Origin of the sequence: Mycolicibacterium fallax (assembly GCF_010726955.1) — a bacterium.
Lineage (GTDB): Bacteria > Actinomycetota > Actinomycetes > Mycobacteriales > Mycobacteriaceae > Mycobacterium > Mycobacterium fallax.
On record NZ_AP022603.1, the window covers coordinates 1,132,697 to 1,147,364 of the forward strand.

Below are 14,668 nucleotides of genomic sequence, written 5' to 3' on the forward strand. Positions count from 1 at the left end.
GGTAGCTTCGCCGCAGTACGAATGCAGCGGCGAAGCTGCAGGAATCCGCGCCGCCGGCTGCCCTCGCGCCCCGGCGGCCTCGGCAAGGCAGGAGAAACCACCGGTGGGTGATCTGGAGCCGTTCGAGTTCTCCATCAACTGGGGCAACGCCTGGTGGGAGTCACTGATCTGGATCGCCGAGGCCTGGGCCATCGCGGCGGTCGCCACCCTGATCGTGCTGTTCCTGATCGCCAAGCTGACCAGCTGGGGCAGGCAGTTCTGGCGGGTCACCCGCGGGTACTTCACCGGCCCGGGCAGCGCCCGGGTGTGGCTGTGGCTGGCGGTGATCCTGCTGATCGTGATGGCCGGGGTGCGGCTGGACGTGCTGTTCAGCTACCAGAGCAACGACATGTACTCGTCGGTGCAGCTCGCGGTCCAGGGCCTGGCCGCCGGCAACCAGGCCGTCGCCGACTCCGGCATCCACGGCTTCTGGGTGTCACTGGCCGGACTGTTCTCCCTGCTGGCCACCCTGCACGTGCTGCGCGTCATGCTGGACCTGTTCCTGGCGCAGCGTTTCATGCTGGATTGGCGCGCCTGGCTGACCGACCAGCTGACCGACGACTGGCTGGAGGGCCGGGCCTACTACCGCGCGCGGTTCATCGACGATTCCATCGACAACCCGGACCAGCGGATCCAGTCCGACATCGACATCTTCACCACCGGCGTCGGCCCGCAGCCCAACACCCCGAACTACACCGCCGAGTCCACCCTGCTGTTCGGCGCGATCACCTCCATCGCGTCGGTCATCGCGTTCACCCAGATCCTGTGGAACCTGGCCGGCGACCTGACCCTGTTCGGCGTCACCTTCCCCCGGGCGGTGTTCTGGACGGCGTTCATCTACGTGCTGGTCGCCTCGGTCATCGCGTTCTGGATCGGCCGCCCGATCATCCGGCTGGCGTTCGACAACGAGAAGTACAACGCCGCGTTCCGTTACGCGCTGGTGCGGCTGCGCGACGCCTCGGAGTCGGTGGCGTTCTACCGCGGCGAGGTGGCCGAACGCCACCAGCTGCGCAACCGGTTCGATCCGGTGCTGGCCAACTACAAGCGCTACATCAACCGGATGATGGGCTTCACCGGCTGGAACCTGTCGATGAGCCAGATCATCGTGCCGCTGCCGTGGCTGATCCAGGCGCCCCGGCTGTTCGCCGGCGAGATCAAGTTCGGTGACGTCACCCAGACCGCGTCGGCGTTCGGCTCGATCCAGACCGGCCTGTCGTTCTTCCGCAACGCCTACGACAGCTTCGCCGGCTGGCGGGCCGCCATCATCCGTCTACACGGCCTGGTCGTCGCCAACGAGCAGAGCCGGGCGCTGCCGACGCTGACCGTCGTCGCCGGCGAGGACGACAGCGTCTGCTTCGACGGCATCGAGGTCCTGACCCCGGCCGGCGATCCGCTGATCAGCAGGCTGAACATGACGCTGACCCCGGGCGACGCGCTGGTGATCACCGGCCGCTCCGGCGCCGGCAAGACCACCCTGCTGCGTGCGCTGGCCCAGCTGTGGCCGTTCACCAGCGGCGCGATGATCGCCCCGGGCGGCGAGCACGACACGCTGTTCATGTCGCAGTTGCCCTACGTGCCGCTCGGTGACCTGCGCGCGGTGGTGTCCTACCCGCAGGAGCCCGGCGACATCGCCGACGAGCTGCTGGCCGACACGCTGGTCCGGGTGGCGCTGCCGCAGCTGGCCGAACGCCTCTCCGAGATCGCCGACTGGGCCAAGGTGCTCTCCCCCGGCGAGCAGCAGCGGATCGCGTTCGCCCGGCTGCTGCTGACCCGGCCGAAGGTGGCCTTCATGGACGAGGCGACCTCCGCGCTCGACGGCGGCCTGGAGTACATGCTCTACGACATGGTGCGCACCGAGCTGCCGGAGACGATCCTGGTCAGCGTCAGCCACCGCGACACCGTCGAGCAGCATCACCGCCAGCAGCTGCGGATCCTCGGCGGCGGGGCATGGGAGCTCGACGACATCGACGCGGCCGCGGAGCGCTGAGCAGGGGCACCGGCGGCCGGGGGTGCCGGCGGCCGGGGGTGCCGGCGGCCGGGGTGCCGGCGGCGAGGCCGCACTGCCACCGGCGGCGAGGCCGCACTGCCATAAGTGTCACCGTCGCGGAGGCGATTCGGCGACGGTGACACTTATGGCTGTTTTCCAGCGCGACGGTGACAGTTCTTGCAGCGATCCCTCGCGACGGTGACACCTTTTGCAGTGAGAACGCGATTCTCCTACCAAAAGCGTCACCGTCGCGAAGCAGGCCCAACGAAAGTGTCACCGTCGCCGAAAAACACGACCAAAACCGTCACCGTCGCGAAGCAGGCCCAACGAAAGTGTCACCGTCGCGAAACCAGCGCCGCCGGCGCGGCCACCGCACCGCGGTTGCGGACAGCTAGTTTTCCGCGCGGGCGGCGGCGTGCGCCCCGGCCCGGCGGCCGAAGAACGAGCCCTCGCCGAGCTGGGTGCCGCTGGCGTAGCCCTTGCCGTCCTGGGCGATGTTCGACGCGCACGCCCCGGCCGCGTACAGCCCCGGGATCACCCCGCCGTCGGCGCGCAGCACCTCGCCGTCGATGGACACCTTGAGCCCGCCCATGGTGAACCCGGAGTACATCGCCCGGCCCAGCGACAGGTCGAAGGCCGCCCACGGGCCGTGGTCCTGCGCGGCCAGATAGTCGGGCTGCTTGTGGAAGTCGGGGTCCTCGCCGCGCGCGGCGTTGGCGTTGTAGCGATCCAGGGTGGCGGCGAGGTTGCCGGCGGGAATGCCCAGGGCGGCCTCCATCTCGGCGACGGTCTCCCAGCCGTCGATGAACCGGATCAGCGGCAGCGCCGGCATCTCGGTGTGCGCCTCGTCGACGATCAGGTAGGCCACCTGATCGGGCTGCTCCAACACAAGCGCCGAGGTCCGCGAGTGGTAGGAGTCCTCGGCGACGAACCGGTTGCCCTCGCCGTTGACGATGAGGCCGGTCAGCAGCACCTCCGGCGGGTAGGCCGCGGCGGTGATGAACAGCTGATCCAGGTCCAGCGCCACCCCGCCGGCCGAGACACCCATCCGGATGCCCAGGCCGTCGTCGTAGGGGTTGCCCAGGATGTACGGCGCGACGATGCCGTGGTGCTTGGTCTTGCGGGGCTGGCCCAGCGCCGGGGTGTACTCGGCGACCATCTCCGGGTTCATCGCGAACCCACCGGCGGCGATGACAACCGAGCGGGCCCGGACCGCGCCGGTGTCGGCGAAGCACTTCCAGGTGACGCCGACGACCGCACCGTCGTCGTCGAGCACCAGGGCGGTGGCGCCGGTCTCGTAGCGAAAGTTCACCCCGAGCTCGTCGGCGCGCTTGAGCAGCAGGTCGATCACCATCTTGGCGCCGCCGAGTTCGCCCGGGATCGGCACTGAGTGTCCGCGCGGCGCCGGGGTGGCCTGCTCGCAGTACGGCCAGACCTTCTCGTTGCCGGTGTAGGACAGCCCCTCGGTGCCGGGCGGGACGACGACCTTGCCCGGGTAGTAGCTGCGCTCGAACTCAAACCCCAGGCCTTCGAGCCAGTTGAAGTGCTCGACGCTGCCCTCGCAGTAGGCGCGGATCTTCTCGTGGTCGGCGTCGCGGGCCTGGGTGACGAGGTACTTGTACATCTCCTCGGCGGTGTCCGGGTGGCCGGTCGCCTGCTGCACGGCGGTGCCGCCGCCGAGATAGAAGTGCCCGCCGGCCAGCGCGGTGGTGCCGCCGGCCGCGGCGGCGCGCTCCAGCACCAGCACCCGGGCGCCGGCGGCCGCGGCGCTGACGGCCGCGCACCCGCCGGCGATGCCGAAGCCCAGCACCAGCACGTCGACCTGGTCGGACCACTCGGATACGTCGGCGACGTTGACGGTGGCCGGAATGTCCATGCTCACGGGTTCTCCCAATCGAGGATCGCGGGTCGCCCAGAAATTCTGGACACTAGTCCAGACACTAATAGCATGCCCCGGGTGGCGCGACGGCGGCGCCGGGATCGCCGCGGTGACACCGTCGACCCGACGACAACCGCGACCCGACGGCAACAGCGGCCCGGAACGACAACCGCGACCCCGACGACAACGGCGGCCCGACCCCGAAATCGGGGCCGGACCGCCGTCGCGAACCGGGTGGACTACTCCGGGATGGTCAGCACCTGTCCCGGCTGAATCAGATCCGGGTTGGCGATGCCGCTGGCATCGGCGATGCGCTGGTACTTGGCGCCGTCGCCGTAGAACCGCTCGGAGATCGCCCACAGCGTGTCACCGGAGACCACGGTGTAGGTGCGCGGGGCGGCCGGTGCCGGCGCGGGGGCGGGCTCCGGCGCGGGCGCCGGCGCGGACTCCTCGGCGGCGGCCAGCTCGACCTCGGGCTCGGCCGGCGGCGGGGCGTCGGTGTCGGTGCCCGAGTTCCAGGCCGGGCCGTCCGCCGCGTACAGCACGACGTTGCGGTCGTCCTGCAGCACCAGCTTGACGTCCTTCTTGCCCTTGGTGTCGGTGTGCCAGACCGGCTTGTCGGCGGTGTACAGCACGAAGTTGCCGTCGGTCTGCACCTCGGCGCGGACCACGCCCTGCCCGCCGGTGCCGGAGGCCCACACGGCTTCGCCGCGGGCCGCCAACACCAGGTTGCCATCGTCCTGCAGGGTCAGGGTGTAGGCGCCATTGTTAGAGGTCAGCGAATCTCCCTTTTGGAGCTTCTGGCCCTCGGTGAGCGTGTCTCCCACGTCACTCCTTATAGGTTGTCGGTGTGCTACCGCGGCAGTCGGCAACCCGGAGGAATCCGGGCCGCCGCGACCGCCGCGGTCGAGCATACTGACCGGCCCGGGCAAACGACAGACTTGCACCCGAGCTGAGCCGAATCCCGTCGCACCACCGCCCTCAACCCGACGGCCGCACCCCCAGCATCCCGGCGACCCGGGGGTGCCCGGCCGCCCGGGCCAGCGCCGGGCCGAGGAAGGCCAGGATGAACACGTACGGCGTCGCGATGTCCTCCACCACCTCATACGTGGCGCCGACCAGACCGATGATCACCAGGGAAAATTCGCCGCGCATCACCAGCGCGGTGCCGGCCCGCAGCTGGCCGGGCCGGCCCACCCCGTCCAGCCGCGCGGCGAACCCCCCGGCGGCCACCTTGGTCACCGCGGTGATCAGCGCCAGCGCCACCGCGACCGGCAGCATCGGCACCAGCTTCTCGGCGTTGGTGGCCAGCCCGACCGCCACGAAGAAGACCGCGGCGAACAGATCGCGCAGCGGGATCATCAGCATCCGGGCCCGCTCGGCGGTCTCCCCGGTCAGCGTCAGGCCCACCAGGAAGGCGCCGACGGCCGCCGAGGCGTGCACCCACTCGGCCAGCGCCGCGACCACCAGCGTCAGCCCCAGCACGCGCAGCAGCAGCAACTCCGGGTCCGGGTGTGCCAGCAGCCGGCCCATGTGGTGACCCCACCGGTAGGAGGCGACGAAGGCCAACGTCAGGGCCCCGACCGCGATCACCATGCTGAGCACCGCGGCCGCCGCGCTGCCGCCGGCGGCCAGCACGGTCAGCAGCGGCAGATACGCCGCCATCGAGAAGTCCTCCAGCACCAGCACGGCCAGCACCGCCGGGGTCTCCCGGTTGCCGAGCCGGCGCAGGTCGGTCAGCAGCTGGGACACCATGCCCGAGGAGGACACGTAGGTGATCCCGGCCATCGCCAGCATCCCGACCGGGTCCATCCCGAGCAGCCAGCCGGCGACCGCCCCGGGAACGGCGTTGAGCAGCACATCCACCCCGGCCGAGGGCAGCTGCCTGCGCATGCTGACGGCGAACTCGGCCACGGAGAACTGCAGGCCCAGCGTCAACAGCAGCAGCACCACCCCGATGGTGGCGCCGGTCTGCAGGAACTCGGCGGCCGCGGGGACCTGCGCGACCCCACCCTCCCCCAGCGCCAGGCCGGCGATCAGGTACAGCGGGATCGGCGACAGCTGGATCCGCCGGGCCAGCGAGCCCAGCAGCGTCAACGCGCTGAGGACCAGCCCCAGCTGCAGCAGCAGGGCCACCGAGACGTGCACGGCAGTCAGCCTCGGTCGAGGATGAACTCTGCGGCCGTCAGGCCCGCCTCGGTGCCGATGACGACCAGGACGTCCCCGGCGCGCAGCACGTCGGCCGGCATCGGTGAGGGCAGCACCGCCTCGCCGCGCAGCACCGCCACGATGGAGGCGCCGGTGCGGGTCCGGATCTGCGACTCACCCAGCGGGCGGTCGACGAACGCGGTGCCCGGCCGGATCCGGATCTGGCCGGCGTCGATGCCGGACACCTCGCGGGTGAGTTCGGCGAACCGCTCGACGATCCGGGGTGCGCCGAGGATCTGGGCCAGCCCCTCGGCCTCCTCGCCGGTCAGCCGGAACAGCGGGTCGGCGGCGTCGGGATCACCGTTGTCGTAGCGGTACACCTCGAAGTCGCCGGTGCGTTTGGCGATGACGGCCAGCCGGTCCCGGTCGGCGGTGGCGAACTCGTAGCGCAGCCCGATGCCCGGCAGCTGCACCTCCCTGATGTCCATGCCGGTCATCCTGCTCCCGGCCGCCAGGCGGCGGGGGTTATTCGCCGGAGGCGGGCGCCCAGCCGGGCGGGCCGAAGATGTAGCCGAGCCGGGCGCGCAGTCCGCGGGCCGCCCGCACGTCGCGGGCGATGGCGACGTATTCGTGGGTCTGCAGTTTCCAGATGTTGAAGGTGTTCACCGGTTTGGTCAGCCCGTAGTGCGGCCGGAACACCTCCGGGGCGAAGGTGCCGAACATCCGGTCCCACAGGATCAGGATGCCGGCGTAGTTCTTGTCCAGGTATTCCGGGTCCCGGCCGTGGTGCACCCGGTGGTGCGAGGGCGTGTTGAAGACAAACTCGATCGGGCGCCACAGCTTGTCGACGCGCTCGGTGTGCACCCAGAACTGGTAGATCAGGTTCAGCGAGAAGCTGAAGAACACCATCCAAGGCGGCACCCCCAGCAGCGGCAGCGGCAGCCACATCAGGATCTCGCCGCTGTTGTTCCACTTCTGCCGCAGCGCGGTCGCGTAGTTGAAGTACTCGCTGGAGTGGTGCGCCTGGTGGGTGGCCCACACCACCCGGATCCGGTGCGCCATCCGGTGGTAGGTGTAGAACAGCAGGTCCACGCCCAGGATCGCGATCACCCAGGTGTACCAGGCCGTCGACGGCAGGTGCCAGGGCGCCAGGTAGGCGTAGGCGGCGGCGTAGCCGAACAGCCCCAGGGCCTTCCACGCCGCGGTGGTGGCCACCGACACCAGGCCCATCGACAGGCTGGCCCAGGCGTCGGCGCGGTGATAGGCGCCGCGCGCCGGCCGGCCGGTCTCGGCGCCGGCCTCGGTCTCCGGCATGGTGGCGCGGATCTGCACGGTCCGGTCGGACTCCAGGTGCCGCAGCCGACGGGCCGCACCCCACTCCAGCACCAGCATGAGCAGGAAGAAGGGGACCGCAAAGAGCACCGGGTCGCGCATCTGTTCGGGCAATACCGAGGCGATGTCGGTGATGGGGGTCAACAGGTCAATCATGGGGGCCGCTTTCCGTCTGCAACCCAAATGCTAACCCTTGGTACCCGCCGGTACCAAAGCGGTCGGCCGGCGACGGGCCAGCACGCCGGCGCACGCCACCATGACGATCCCGGCCAGCGGCACCACCAGCAGGCCGTACCGCAGCCCGACGGCGTCGGCGACCGCCCCCACCACCGGCGGGGCAGCCAGGAAGCCGATCCGCATCAGCCAGGTCACCACCGTCAGGCCGGTGCCCGGCCGCAGCCCGGCCACATTGTCGGCGCCGTGGTAGGCCGCCGGGACCACCGTCGCCACGCCAAGCCCGGCCGCCCCGAAGCCGGCGATGGTGCCGGCCAGCCCGGGCAGCGCCAGCGCCAGGCCCATCCCGGCGGCGACCAGCAGCCCGCCGGCGCGCACCACGTTCGCCGCACCGAACCGGTCGACCAGCCGGTCCCCGAACAGTCGGCCGACGAACTGGCAGCCGACCAGCGCGATGTAGCCGAAGGCGGCCACCGACACCGGCGCGCCGAGGCCGTCGTGCAGGTAGATCGCCGCCCACGAGCTGCCGGCATCCTCGACCGCCGCCCCGGCGATCGCCAGCAGCGCCAGCACGGCCAGCACCCCGGCCGGCCGCAGCCGCCGGCCCGGCCGCGGCGCCGACGGAGTCGCGGCCGCCTCCCGCTGATGCTCGTCCGGCCCCAGCAGATGCCGGGCGGCCAGCAGACACAGCGACCCGAACACCGCCGCGGCGATGCCCAGCTGCACCCCCGGGGCACACCCGCGGCCATCGCCGCGGCCGCCAGCAGACCGCCGCCGACCGCACCCACCGACCAGGTGGCATGCAGCTGATTGATGATGGATCGGCCGTAGCGCCGCTGCACGTCGAGCCCCTGGGCGTTCTGCGCGACGTCGGTCACCGCGTCGGCGGCCCCGGCGGCCAGCAGCGCGGCGGCCAGCGCACCCGGGCTCGGTGCCAGCGCCGCGGCCAGCAGGCACACCGCGAGCGCCAGGCTGGTGGCCACCGCCACCCGGGCCGAACCGAACCGCCGCAGCGCCGCCCCGGCCGTCGGGCCGGCCAGCAGCGACCCGGCCGGGAAGGCCGCAACCACCAGACCCAGCACCGTGTTCGTCATCGCCAGATCGACCTTGAGCTCGGGGTAGCGCGGCAGCAACCCGGCGAACAGCGCACCGTTGGTGGCGAACAGCACCGCCGTGGCAATGCGGGCACGCCGGTCACGGGGGTGGGGTCCGGTCATGGCAGCCAGTCTCCCCGGCGGCGCGCGGCCATGCCCGCCGCGCACCGGCTGCGGTCCGGCAACCGCCGGGGCACAATGACCGCCATGACGCAGCCCGATCCCCTGCTGACCGAACTGGCCGGACGGTTGGGCGTGGCGACCGAGTACCACGACTGGGTCGGCCGGCTGACCGCGGTCCCGGACTCGACGCTGGTCACCGTGCTCGGCGCGCTCGGCGTCCCAGCCGGCACCGAGGCGGACCGGATGGCCGGCGCCGCGGCACTGAGCCGGCGGCACTGGTCCCAACCGCTGCCGCCGACGACCGTTGCCCGCACCGGGTCGGTGCCGACGGTGTGGGCGCACGTCCCGCACGGCGCGCCGGCCCAGCTGTGGGTCCGGCTGGAGGACGGCACCGAACGCCACGACGTGCGCCAGATCGACAACTTCAGCGGCCCCTATGACCTGGACGGCCGGCTCATCGGGGAGGCCAGCTTCGAGCTGCCCGCCGACCTGCCGGCCGGCTACCACCGGGTGCAGCTGCGCTCGGCCGGGGCACCGGGCGAGCCGCCGCTGGCCGAGGCCGACGCGGCGCTGATCATCACCCCCGCCTGGCTGGGGCTGCCGCAGCGGCTCGGGTCGCGCCGGGTGTGGGGGCTGGCCGCCCAGCTCTACAGCGTGGTCTCCGGGCAGTCCTGGGGGTTCGGCGATCTGACCGATCTGACCGACCTGGCGGTCTGGTCGGGATCACGGCACGACGCGGACTTCCTGCTGGTCAACCCGCTGCACGCGGCCGAGCCGGCGCCGCGGATCGAGCCGTCGCCGTATCTGCCGACGTCGCGGCGGTTCAGCAACCCGCTGTACCTGCGGGTGGAGGCGATCCCGGAGTACGCCGGGCTGGCCAAGCGCGGCCGGGTCGCCCGGCTGCGCGACGAGGCCAACCGGGTGTTCCACGACCAGCAGATCATCGACCGCGACGCGGCCTGGACGGCCAAGCGGCGGGCGCTGGAACTGGTCCACGTGGTGCCGCGCAGCGCCGGCCGCGAGCTGGCCTACGCCGCCTACCGGGACCGGGAGGGCGCCGCGCTGGACGCCTTCGCGCTCTGGTGCGTGCTGGCCGAGGAACACGGCAACGACTGGCGGGACTGGCCGCGCGCGCTGCGCCGGCCGGACTCCGCGGCCGTCGCCGAGTTCGCCGCGCGCCGGCAGCCCCGGATCGACTTCCACCGCTGGCTGCAGTGGCAGCTCGACGAGCAACTGGCCCGGGCCCAGTCCGCGGCGACCGGCGCCGGGATGGCGCTCGGGCTGATGACCGACCTGGCCGTCGGGGTGCACCCGTACGGCGCCGACGCGTGGGCATTGCAGGACGTGCTGGCCACCGGGGTCAGCGTCGGTGCACCACCGGACGAGTTCAACCAGCTCGGCCAGAACTGGTCGCAGCCGCCGTGGCGCCCGGACCGGCTCGCCGAGCTGGAGTACGCACCGTTCCGGGCCGTCATCGCCGCCGCGCTGCGGCACGCCGGCGGGGTCCGGATCGACCACATCATCGGGCTGTTCCGGCTGTGGTGGATTCCCGACGGCGCGCCGCCGACCGCGGGCACCTACGTGCACTACGACCACGAGGCGCTGATCGGCATCGTCGCGCTGGAGGCCAGCCGGGCCGGTGCGCTGGTGGTCGGCGAGGACCTCGGGGTGGTAGCCCCCTGGGTGCGCGAGCACCTGCGCGAGCGCGGCATCCTGGGCACCTCCATCCTGTGGTTCGAGCACGACGAGTGGGCCGGCGGCGGTCCGCTGCACGCCGAGCACTGGCGGGAGTACTGCCTGTCGGCGGTCACCACCCACGACCTGCCGCCGACCGCCGGATACCTGGCCGGCGAGCACGTCCGGCTGCGCGAGTCGCTGGGCCTGCTGACCCGCCCGGTCGCCGAGGAGTTGGCCGCCGCGGCCGCCGAGCAGGCCGGCTGGCTGGCCGAACTGCGCCGGGTGGGCCTGCTGCCCGATCCGGCCACCCCGGTCGGCGACGAGCAGGTCATCGCCGCGCTGTACCGCTATCTGGGCCGGACGCCGTCGCGGTTGCTTGCGCTCGGGCTGCCCGACGCGGTCGGTGACCGGCGCACCCAGAATCAGCCCGGCACCAGCGACGAGTACCCGAACTGGCGGATGCCGCTGGCCGGCCCGGACGGCGCGGCGATGCTGCTGGAGGAGGTCTTCGACGATCCTCGGGCGGCGGCGCTGTGCGCGGTGCTCGGCGAGATCACCACGCCGCGGCCACCGGGCTGACCCGGCGGCCGCCCGCGGCCTGAAACATTCCCCGCCCGCCCGGCAATAAACAGTTAGCCGAGCCGAGTCCGGGTGACGATCCGGGCAGACTCGGTTATGTTTCACAGCGCAGACAACGACGGAGGTCCCGTGCGCAAGATCGCCCTACTGACCGGTGGCTGCGCTGCCGTCGTCGCGATGGCGGTGCTCGGCACCGGCTCGGCCGCCGCCGAGGCGCCCGACGTCGTCGGGGAAACCTTCGCGACGGCCAGCGCCATCCTCAAGAGCCAGGGCTACAAGGCCCAGTTCGGCGGCGCGATCGGCCACGACCTGCCGCAATCGCAGTGCATGGTGGTCGAACAGACCGCCGCCGGGCGGATGCAGCGGCTGCGACTGGACTGCAACCTGGCGCCCGGTCAGACCCAGCCCGCCGCACCCAACACCCACCGGCTGGTGCCCCAGGGCGGCTCGATGCCGGGCCTGCCCGACGGCAATGGCGCAAGCCGGCCGACCCCGGGCGCGGGCACGGTGACCGTCGTCCCGGTCCCGGTCGGCTAGCAGCGCTTCTCGATCAGCGCGGCCAGTTCGGCCGGGGTCCACGGCGGCGCGTCGTGGTGGTCGCGGTAGGCCAGGATCGACGGCACCGGCCGGTCGAACCGGCCGACGAATCCGCCGGCGGCGATGAGGATCTGTCCGGTCACCCCGGCGGCCAGGTCGCTGGCCAGATACGCGTAGGTCGGCGCCACGTACTCCGGCGGTGCGGCATCCAGCGCGCCGGCCGTCGAGACGTCATCGAGCAGGCCGCGCCGGTTCAGTTCGGCGATCTGGGCCTGGTAGTCCGGCCCGGTCGACAGCCGGGTCCGCGCGCCCGGGCAGACCACGTTGGCGCGCACCCCGTGTTCGCGCAGCTCGGCGGCCACCGCCAGGGTCAGGCCGTTGACGGCGCCCTTGCCGGCCGGATAGCCGGTGCCGCCGTAGTCGCCGAGGAAGGCGAACGAGCTGGTGTTGACGATCGCACCCCGGCCCTGGCGGACCATCTGCGGTGCCACCGCCCGGCACATCTGGAAGGCGGTGCCCAGGTGCGCGGCGATCAGCTCGTCGAACTCGGCGGTGCTGATGTTCAGGATCGACGAACCGAGCGGTTCGGCGACCCCGGCGCAGTTGATCAGGATGTCGATGCGGCCGTGCGCGTCGAGGCAGGCGTCGGCCAGCGCGGCGGCCGTCGACTCCTGGGCGGGCGATCCGGCCAGGCCGATGCCGCCCAGCCCGGCGTCGGTCAGCGCGGCGACGGTCTCGTCGACGGCCTGCGGGTCACGGCCGTTGACCACCACCGCGGCCCCCAGCCGGGCCAGCAGCTCGGTGACCGCTCGGCCGACCCCGCGGGTGCCGCCGACCACGATCGCCGCGCGGCCGGACAGCAGGGGTTCCGGCGCGCAATCGGCACCGGGGGCAGCGGAGTTGGGCATGAATTGAAATACTGCCATGGTGATTCCCGATCTCGGGTTCCCCTGGCTGCCCCGGCCGCCGTGGCCGATGCGCTGGGCCGCCTCGGCCACCGGCGCCACGGCGTATCAGGCTCTGCTGTCGACCGCGAGCCTGCTGGCGACCGGGCGGAGGGTCACCGTGGCGCTGGACACCGGGGACCTGCAGCTGCGGATCGACCGGTTCGACGTCCCGGTCGCACCCACCCTGCTTGCCGCCGGCCGGCTCGGCGACCTGCGACTGAAGATTTCCGACATCCAGTGGCAGGGAAGAGTTTTCGAACGCGCCGAGGTGGTGCTCCGCAATGTCCGGGTGCACCCGAACCCGCTGCCGCTGCTGACCGCCGGCCCGGTGGACCTGACCCTGCAGGTGCGCGGCACCGAGGCCGCCGAGCTGCTGGCCGCCGTCGAGCCGCGGCTGGCCACCCGGCTCGGGCGTGACGGGCTGGCCCGGCTGTGGTGGGCGCGGCGCCCGGCGATGGGCTGGATGGAGGTCGCGCCGGAACTGCACGGTTCGGGGCTGTGGCTGCGCCCGCGGGCGCTGGGCTGGCGGGAGTACCGGCTGCGGCTGCCGGCCTGGATGCCGGCGCGGTCGGTGCCGCTGAGCGGGCTGCCGCACGGATTCCAGGTCAGCGACGTGGAATTGGGCACCGACAACCTGGTGGTACGCGGCGGGTTGCCGCACTGGCGCATCGAGTTGGCGAAGGCCCGGCTGGAGAATCTCGTTGCCGCGCTGCGGGTCACCGGACTGCCGCTGCTGAACCTGCGCGACTCGACCCGCGACGCGTGATCCGGGCCCGCCGGCCGCGGCGAATTGCCGCCGTCGACCACCTCCGGCGCATCGTAGGGTCGTAACCAGCGCCGCAGCCGGGTGGCGCCGCAGGGAAAGCGGGTCGCAATGGGTTCGGTGTCGCAGTTGGGCGCCGACGGCCGCCGGCCCCGCGGCTGCGGATGGGAGCCGCGGGTGCATTCCCGGGTGGTACCCGCCCAGCGGCTCACCCCGATGCGGGCGTCGTTCTCCTACGCCTGGCCGGTGGGCGCCGACATGTTCGAGGTGCTGTGCGTTCCCGAGGGCGACGGGGTGCGCTACCTGAGCACCGACGATGTCGCGGGCCTCAGCGAGGCCCGGCTGGATCGGCTGCGCCGGGCCGGCCGCCGCAACACCGCGGCGGCACCGATCCTGAGCGTGGAGCGGCGCAACCGGCGGGCCGGTGAGTTTCTGCTGCTGCGGGGTGAGGCGCCGTTCATCGGATCGAAGATCCTCGACCCGGCGACGATGACCGACGGCCATCTGGCCGAGCTGGATCCGGCCAGCGCGCCGCTGCGACCCGACGACTGGCTACTGGTGGGCGCCCCGGCGGCCACCGTGCTGCTGGTGCACCGGCCCACCGACGTGCGGACACTGGTCGGCGCGATCGACGCGATGGCCCGCGAATGCCGGCGGCAGCGGGATCGCAACGCCGGCCCGATCAGCACCGACCTGTACCTGTGGCGCGGCGGGCGACTGCACCGGATCACCAAGATCGACCCGGACACCGACTCCCCGACGGTGTCGGATCCGGAGATGCTGCAGACCGTGCTGAGCCGGCTGCGACAGACTCCCGACGACGAGGCCACCCGGTGACCTCACCCGGCAGCCCGCGCCACCGGGAGCAACTCCCCCGGTAGCCACGGCGCGGTCAGTCGCCACTGGGGATGCGGCGTCCGGTGCTGCGCGCCGGGTACCCGCCGAACTCGGCGAGGCTGCGCAGCTGCTTGAGGGCGAAGGTCCGGCCGCGGCCGCTCTCCGGCACGAAGACTCCGGCCCACAGGCCCTCCGCGCCGGGCGCCTCCACCGCGTCACGGGCGCACAGCCAACGGCGCGGGCAGGCCCGGCAAATGGCCTTCGCCTCATCGTCGGGCGCGTCGAACCAGCGGTCCGGATCGGTCGCACACAGACCGAGGTTCAGTTCGAGCGGCACGGCTGCGGTCATCGGGACCTCCTGAAAATCTTGTGACGCACCGGCGGTGCGCGCTGTGCTACGAGATTAACATAAAACCGTAGCAGTGCAACAGTCTTGCGCCGTAGCGCTGCGACAGAATTCCGCTTCGCCGCTTCGGCGCCGACAAAAACACCTCCGAACTGCAGTGTTATGGCAATAGCAGGCCGGCATGAGCCGGTCGACAAGCCGAAAGC

12 protein-coding genes and 1 pseudogene are annotated in these 14,668 nt (G+C 72.2%); 5 read left to right on the forward strand and 8 right to left on the reverse strand.

The features are described 5' to 3' along the window. Positions 1-103 precede the first annotated feature (103 nt). Positions 104-2,026 (forward strand): ABC transporter ATP-binding protein/permease, encoded by a 1,923-nt coding sequence (locus tag G6N10_RS05375; RefSeq protein ID WP_085094757.1) that lies wholly within the window; start codon positions 104-106, stop codon positions 2,024-2,026. 391 nt (positions 2,027-2,417) lie between these two features. Here G6N10_RS05375 and G6N10_RS05380 read toward each other — a convergent pair whose 3' ends face one another. From G6N10_RS05380 to G6N10_RS05405, 6 genes and pseudogenes are all read right to left on the reverse strand, one after another. Continuing rightward, positions 2,418-3,908 (reverse strand): FAD-binding protein, encoded by a 1,491-nt coding sequence (locus G6N10_RS05380; RefSeq protein WP_085094755.1) that lies wholly within the window; start codon positions 3,906-3,908, stop codon positions 2,418-2,420. Between the two features lie 236 nt (positions 3,909-4,144). Then, positions 4,145-4,732, reverse strand: a complete 588-nt coding sequence (locus tag G6N10_RS05385; RefSeq protein WP_109750462.1) for a LysM peptidoglycan-binding domain-containing protein — start codon at positions 4,730-4,732, stop codon at positions 4,145-4,147. 154 nt (positions 4,733-4,886) lie between these two features. Beyond that, positions 4,887-6,053 carry a cation:proton antiporter gene (locus G6N10_RS05390; RefSeq protein ID WP_163742238.1) on the reverse strand — a complete coding sequence of 389 codons (1,167 nt, stop codon included), beginning with the start codon at positions 6,051-6,053 and terminating at the stop codon, positions 4,887-4,889. A 5-nt stretch (positions 6,054-6,058) separates the two neighbouring features. Next, positions 6,059-6,541 (reverse strand): cation:proton antiporter regulatory subunit, encoded by a 483-nt coding sequence (locus tag G6N10_RS05395; protein WP_085094847.1) that lies wholly within the window; start codon positions 6,539-6,541, stop codon positions 6,059-6,061. Between the two features lie 37 nt (positions 6,542-6,578). Continuing rightward, on the reverse strand, positions 6,579-7,541 hold the full coding sequence (locus G6N10_RS05400) for a sterol desaturase family protein (protein WP_085094749.1): 963 nt from the start codon (positions 7,539-7,541) through the stop codon (positions 6,579-6,581). Positions 7,542-7,571: 30 nt separating this feature from the next. Then, a pseudogene (locus tag G6N10_RS05405) lies at positions 7,572-8,776 on the reverse strand (MFS transporter). Positions 8,777-8,860: 84 nt separating this feature from the next. Between G6N10_RS05405 and malQ the strand changes: the two are divergent. After that, positions 8,861-11,032, forward strand: coding sequence for a 4-alpha-glucanotransferase (malQ, locus tag G6N10_RS05410; protein WP_085094845.1), 2,172 nt, complete (start codon positions 8,861-8,863; stop codon positions 11,030-11,032). A gap of 129 nt (positions 11,033-11,161) precedes the next feature. Further along, positions 11,162-11,569 (forward strand): hypothetical protein, encoded by a 408-nt coding sequence (locus G6N10_RS05415; RefSeq protein ID WP_085094747.1) that lies wholly within the window; start codon positions 11,162-11,164, stop codon positions 11,567-11,569. Here the strand turns inward: G6N10_RS05415 and G6N10_RS05420 are convergent. Further along, entirely contained in the window at positions 11,566-12,477 is a 912-nt protein-coding gene (locus G6N10_RS05420; protein ID WP_179962817.1) for an SDR family NAD(P)-dependent oxidoreductase, read from the reverse strand. The two genes, G6N10_RS05415 and G6N10_RS05420, sit on opposite strands and share 4 nt — an antisense overlap. A gap of 16 nt (positions 12,478-12,493) precedes the next feature. On the opposite strand from G6N10_RS05420, the gene G6N10_RS05425 reads away from it, so the two are divergent. Next, positions 12,494-13,282, forward strand: a complete 789-nt coding sequence (locus G6N10_RS05425; RefSeq protein WP_133055110.1) for a hypothetical protein — start codon at positions 12,494-12,496, stop codon at positions 13,280-13,282. A 108-nt stretch (positions 13,283-13,390) separates the two neighbouring features. Beyond that, positions 13,391-14,116, forward strand: coding sequence for a hypothetical protein (locus G6N10_RS05430; protein ID WP_085094743.1), 726 nt, complete (start codon positions 13,391-13,393; stop codon positions 14,114-14,116). A gap of 55 nt (positions 14,117-14,171) precedes the next feature. On the opposite strand, the gene G6N10_RS05435 is transcribed toward G6N10_RS05430, so the two are convergent. After that, positions 14,172-14,465 (reverse strand): WhiB family transcriptional regulator, encoded by a 294-nt coding sequence (locus G6N10_RS05435; protein WP_085094741.1) that lies wholly within the window; start codon positions 14,463-14,465, stop codon positions 14,172-14,174. Positions 14,466-14,668: the final 203 nt, after the last annotated feature.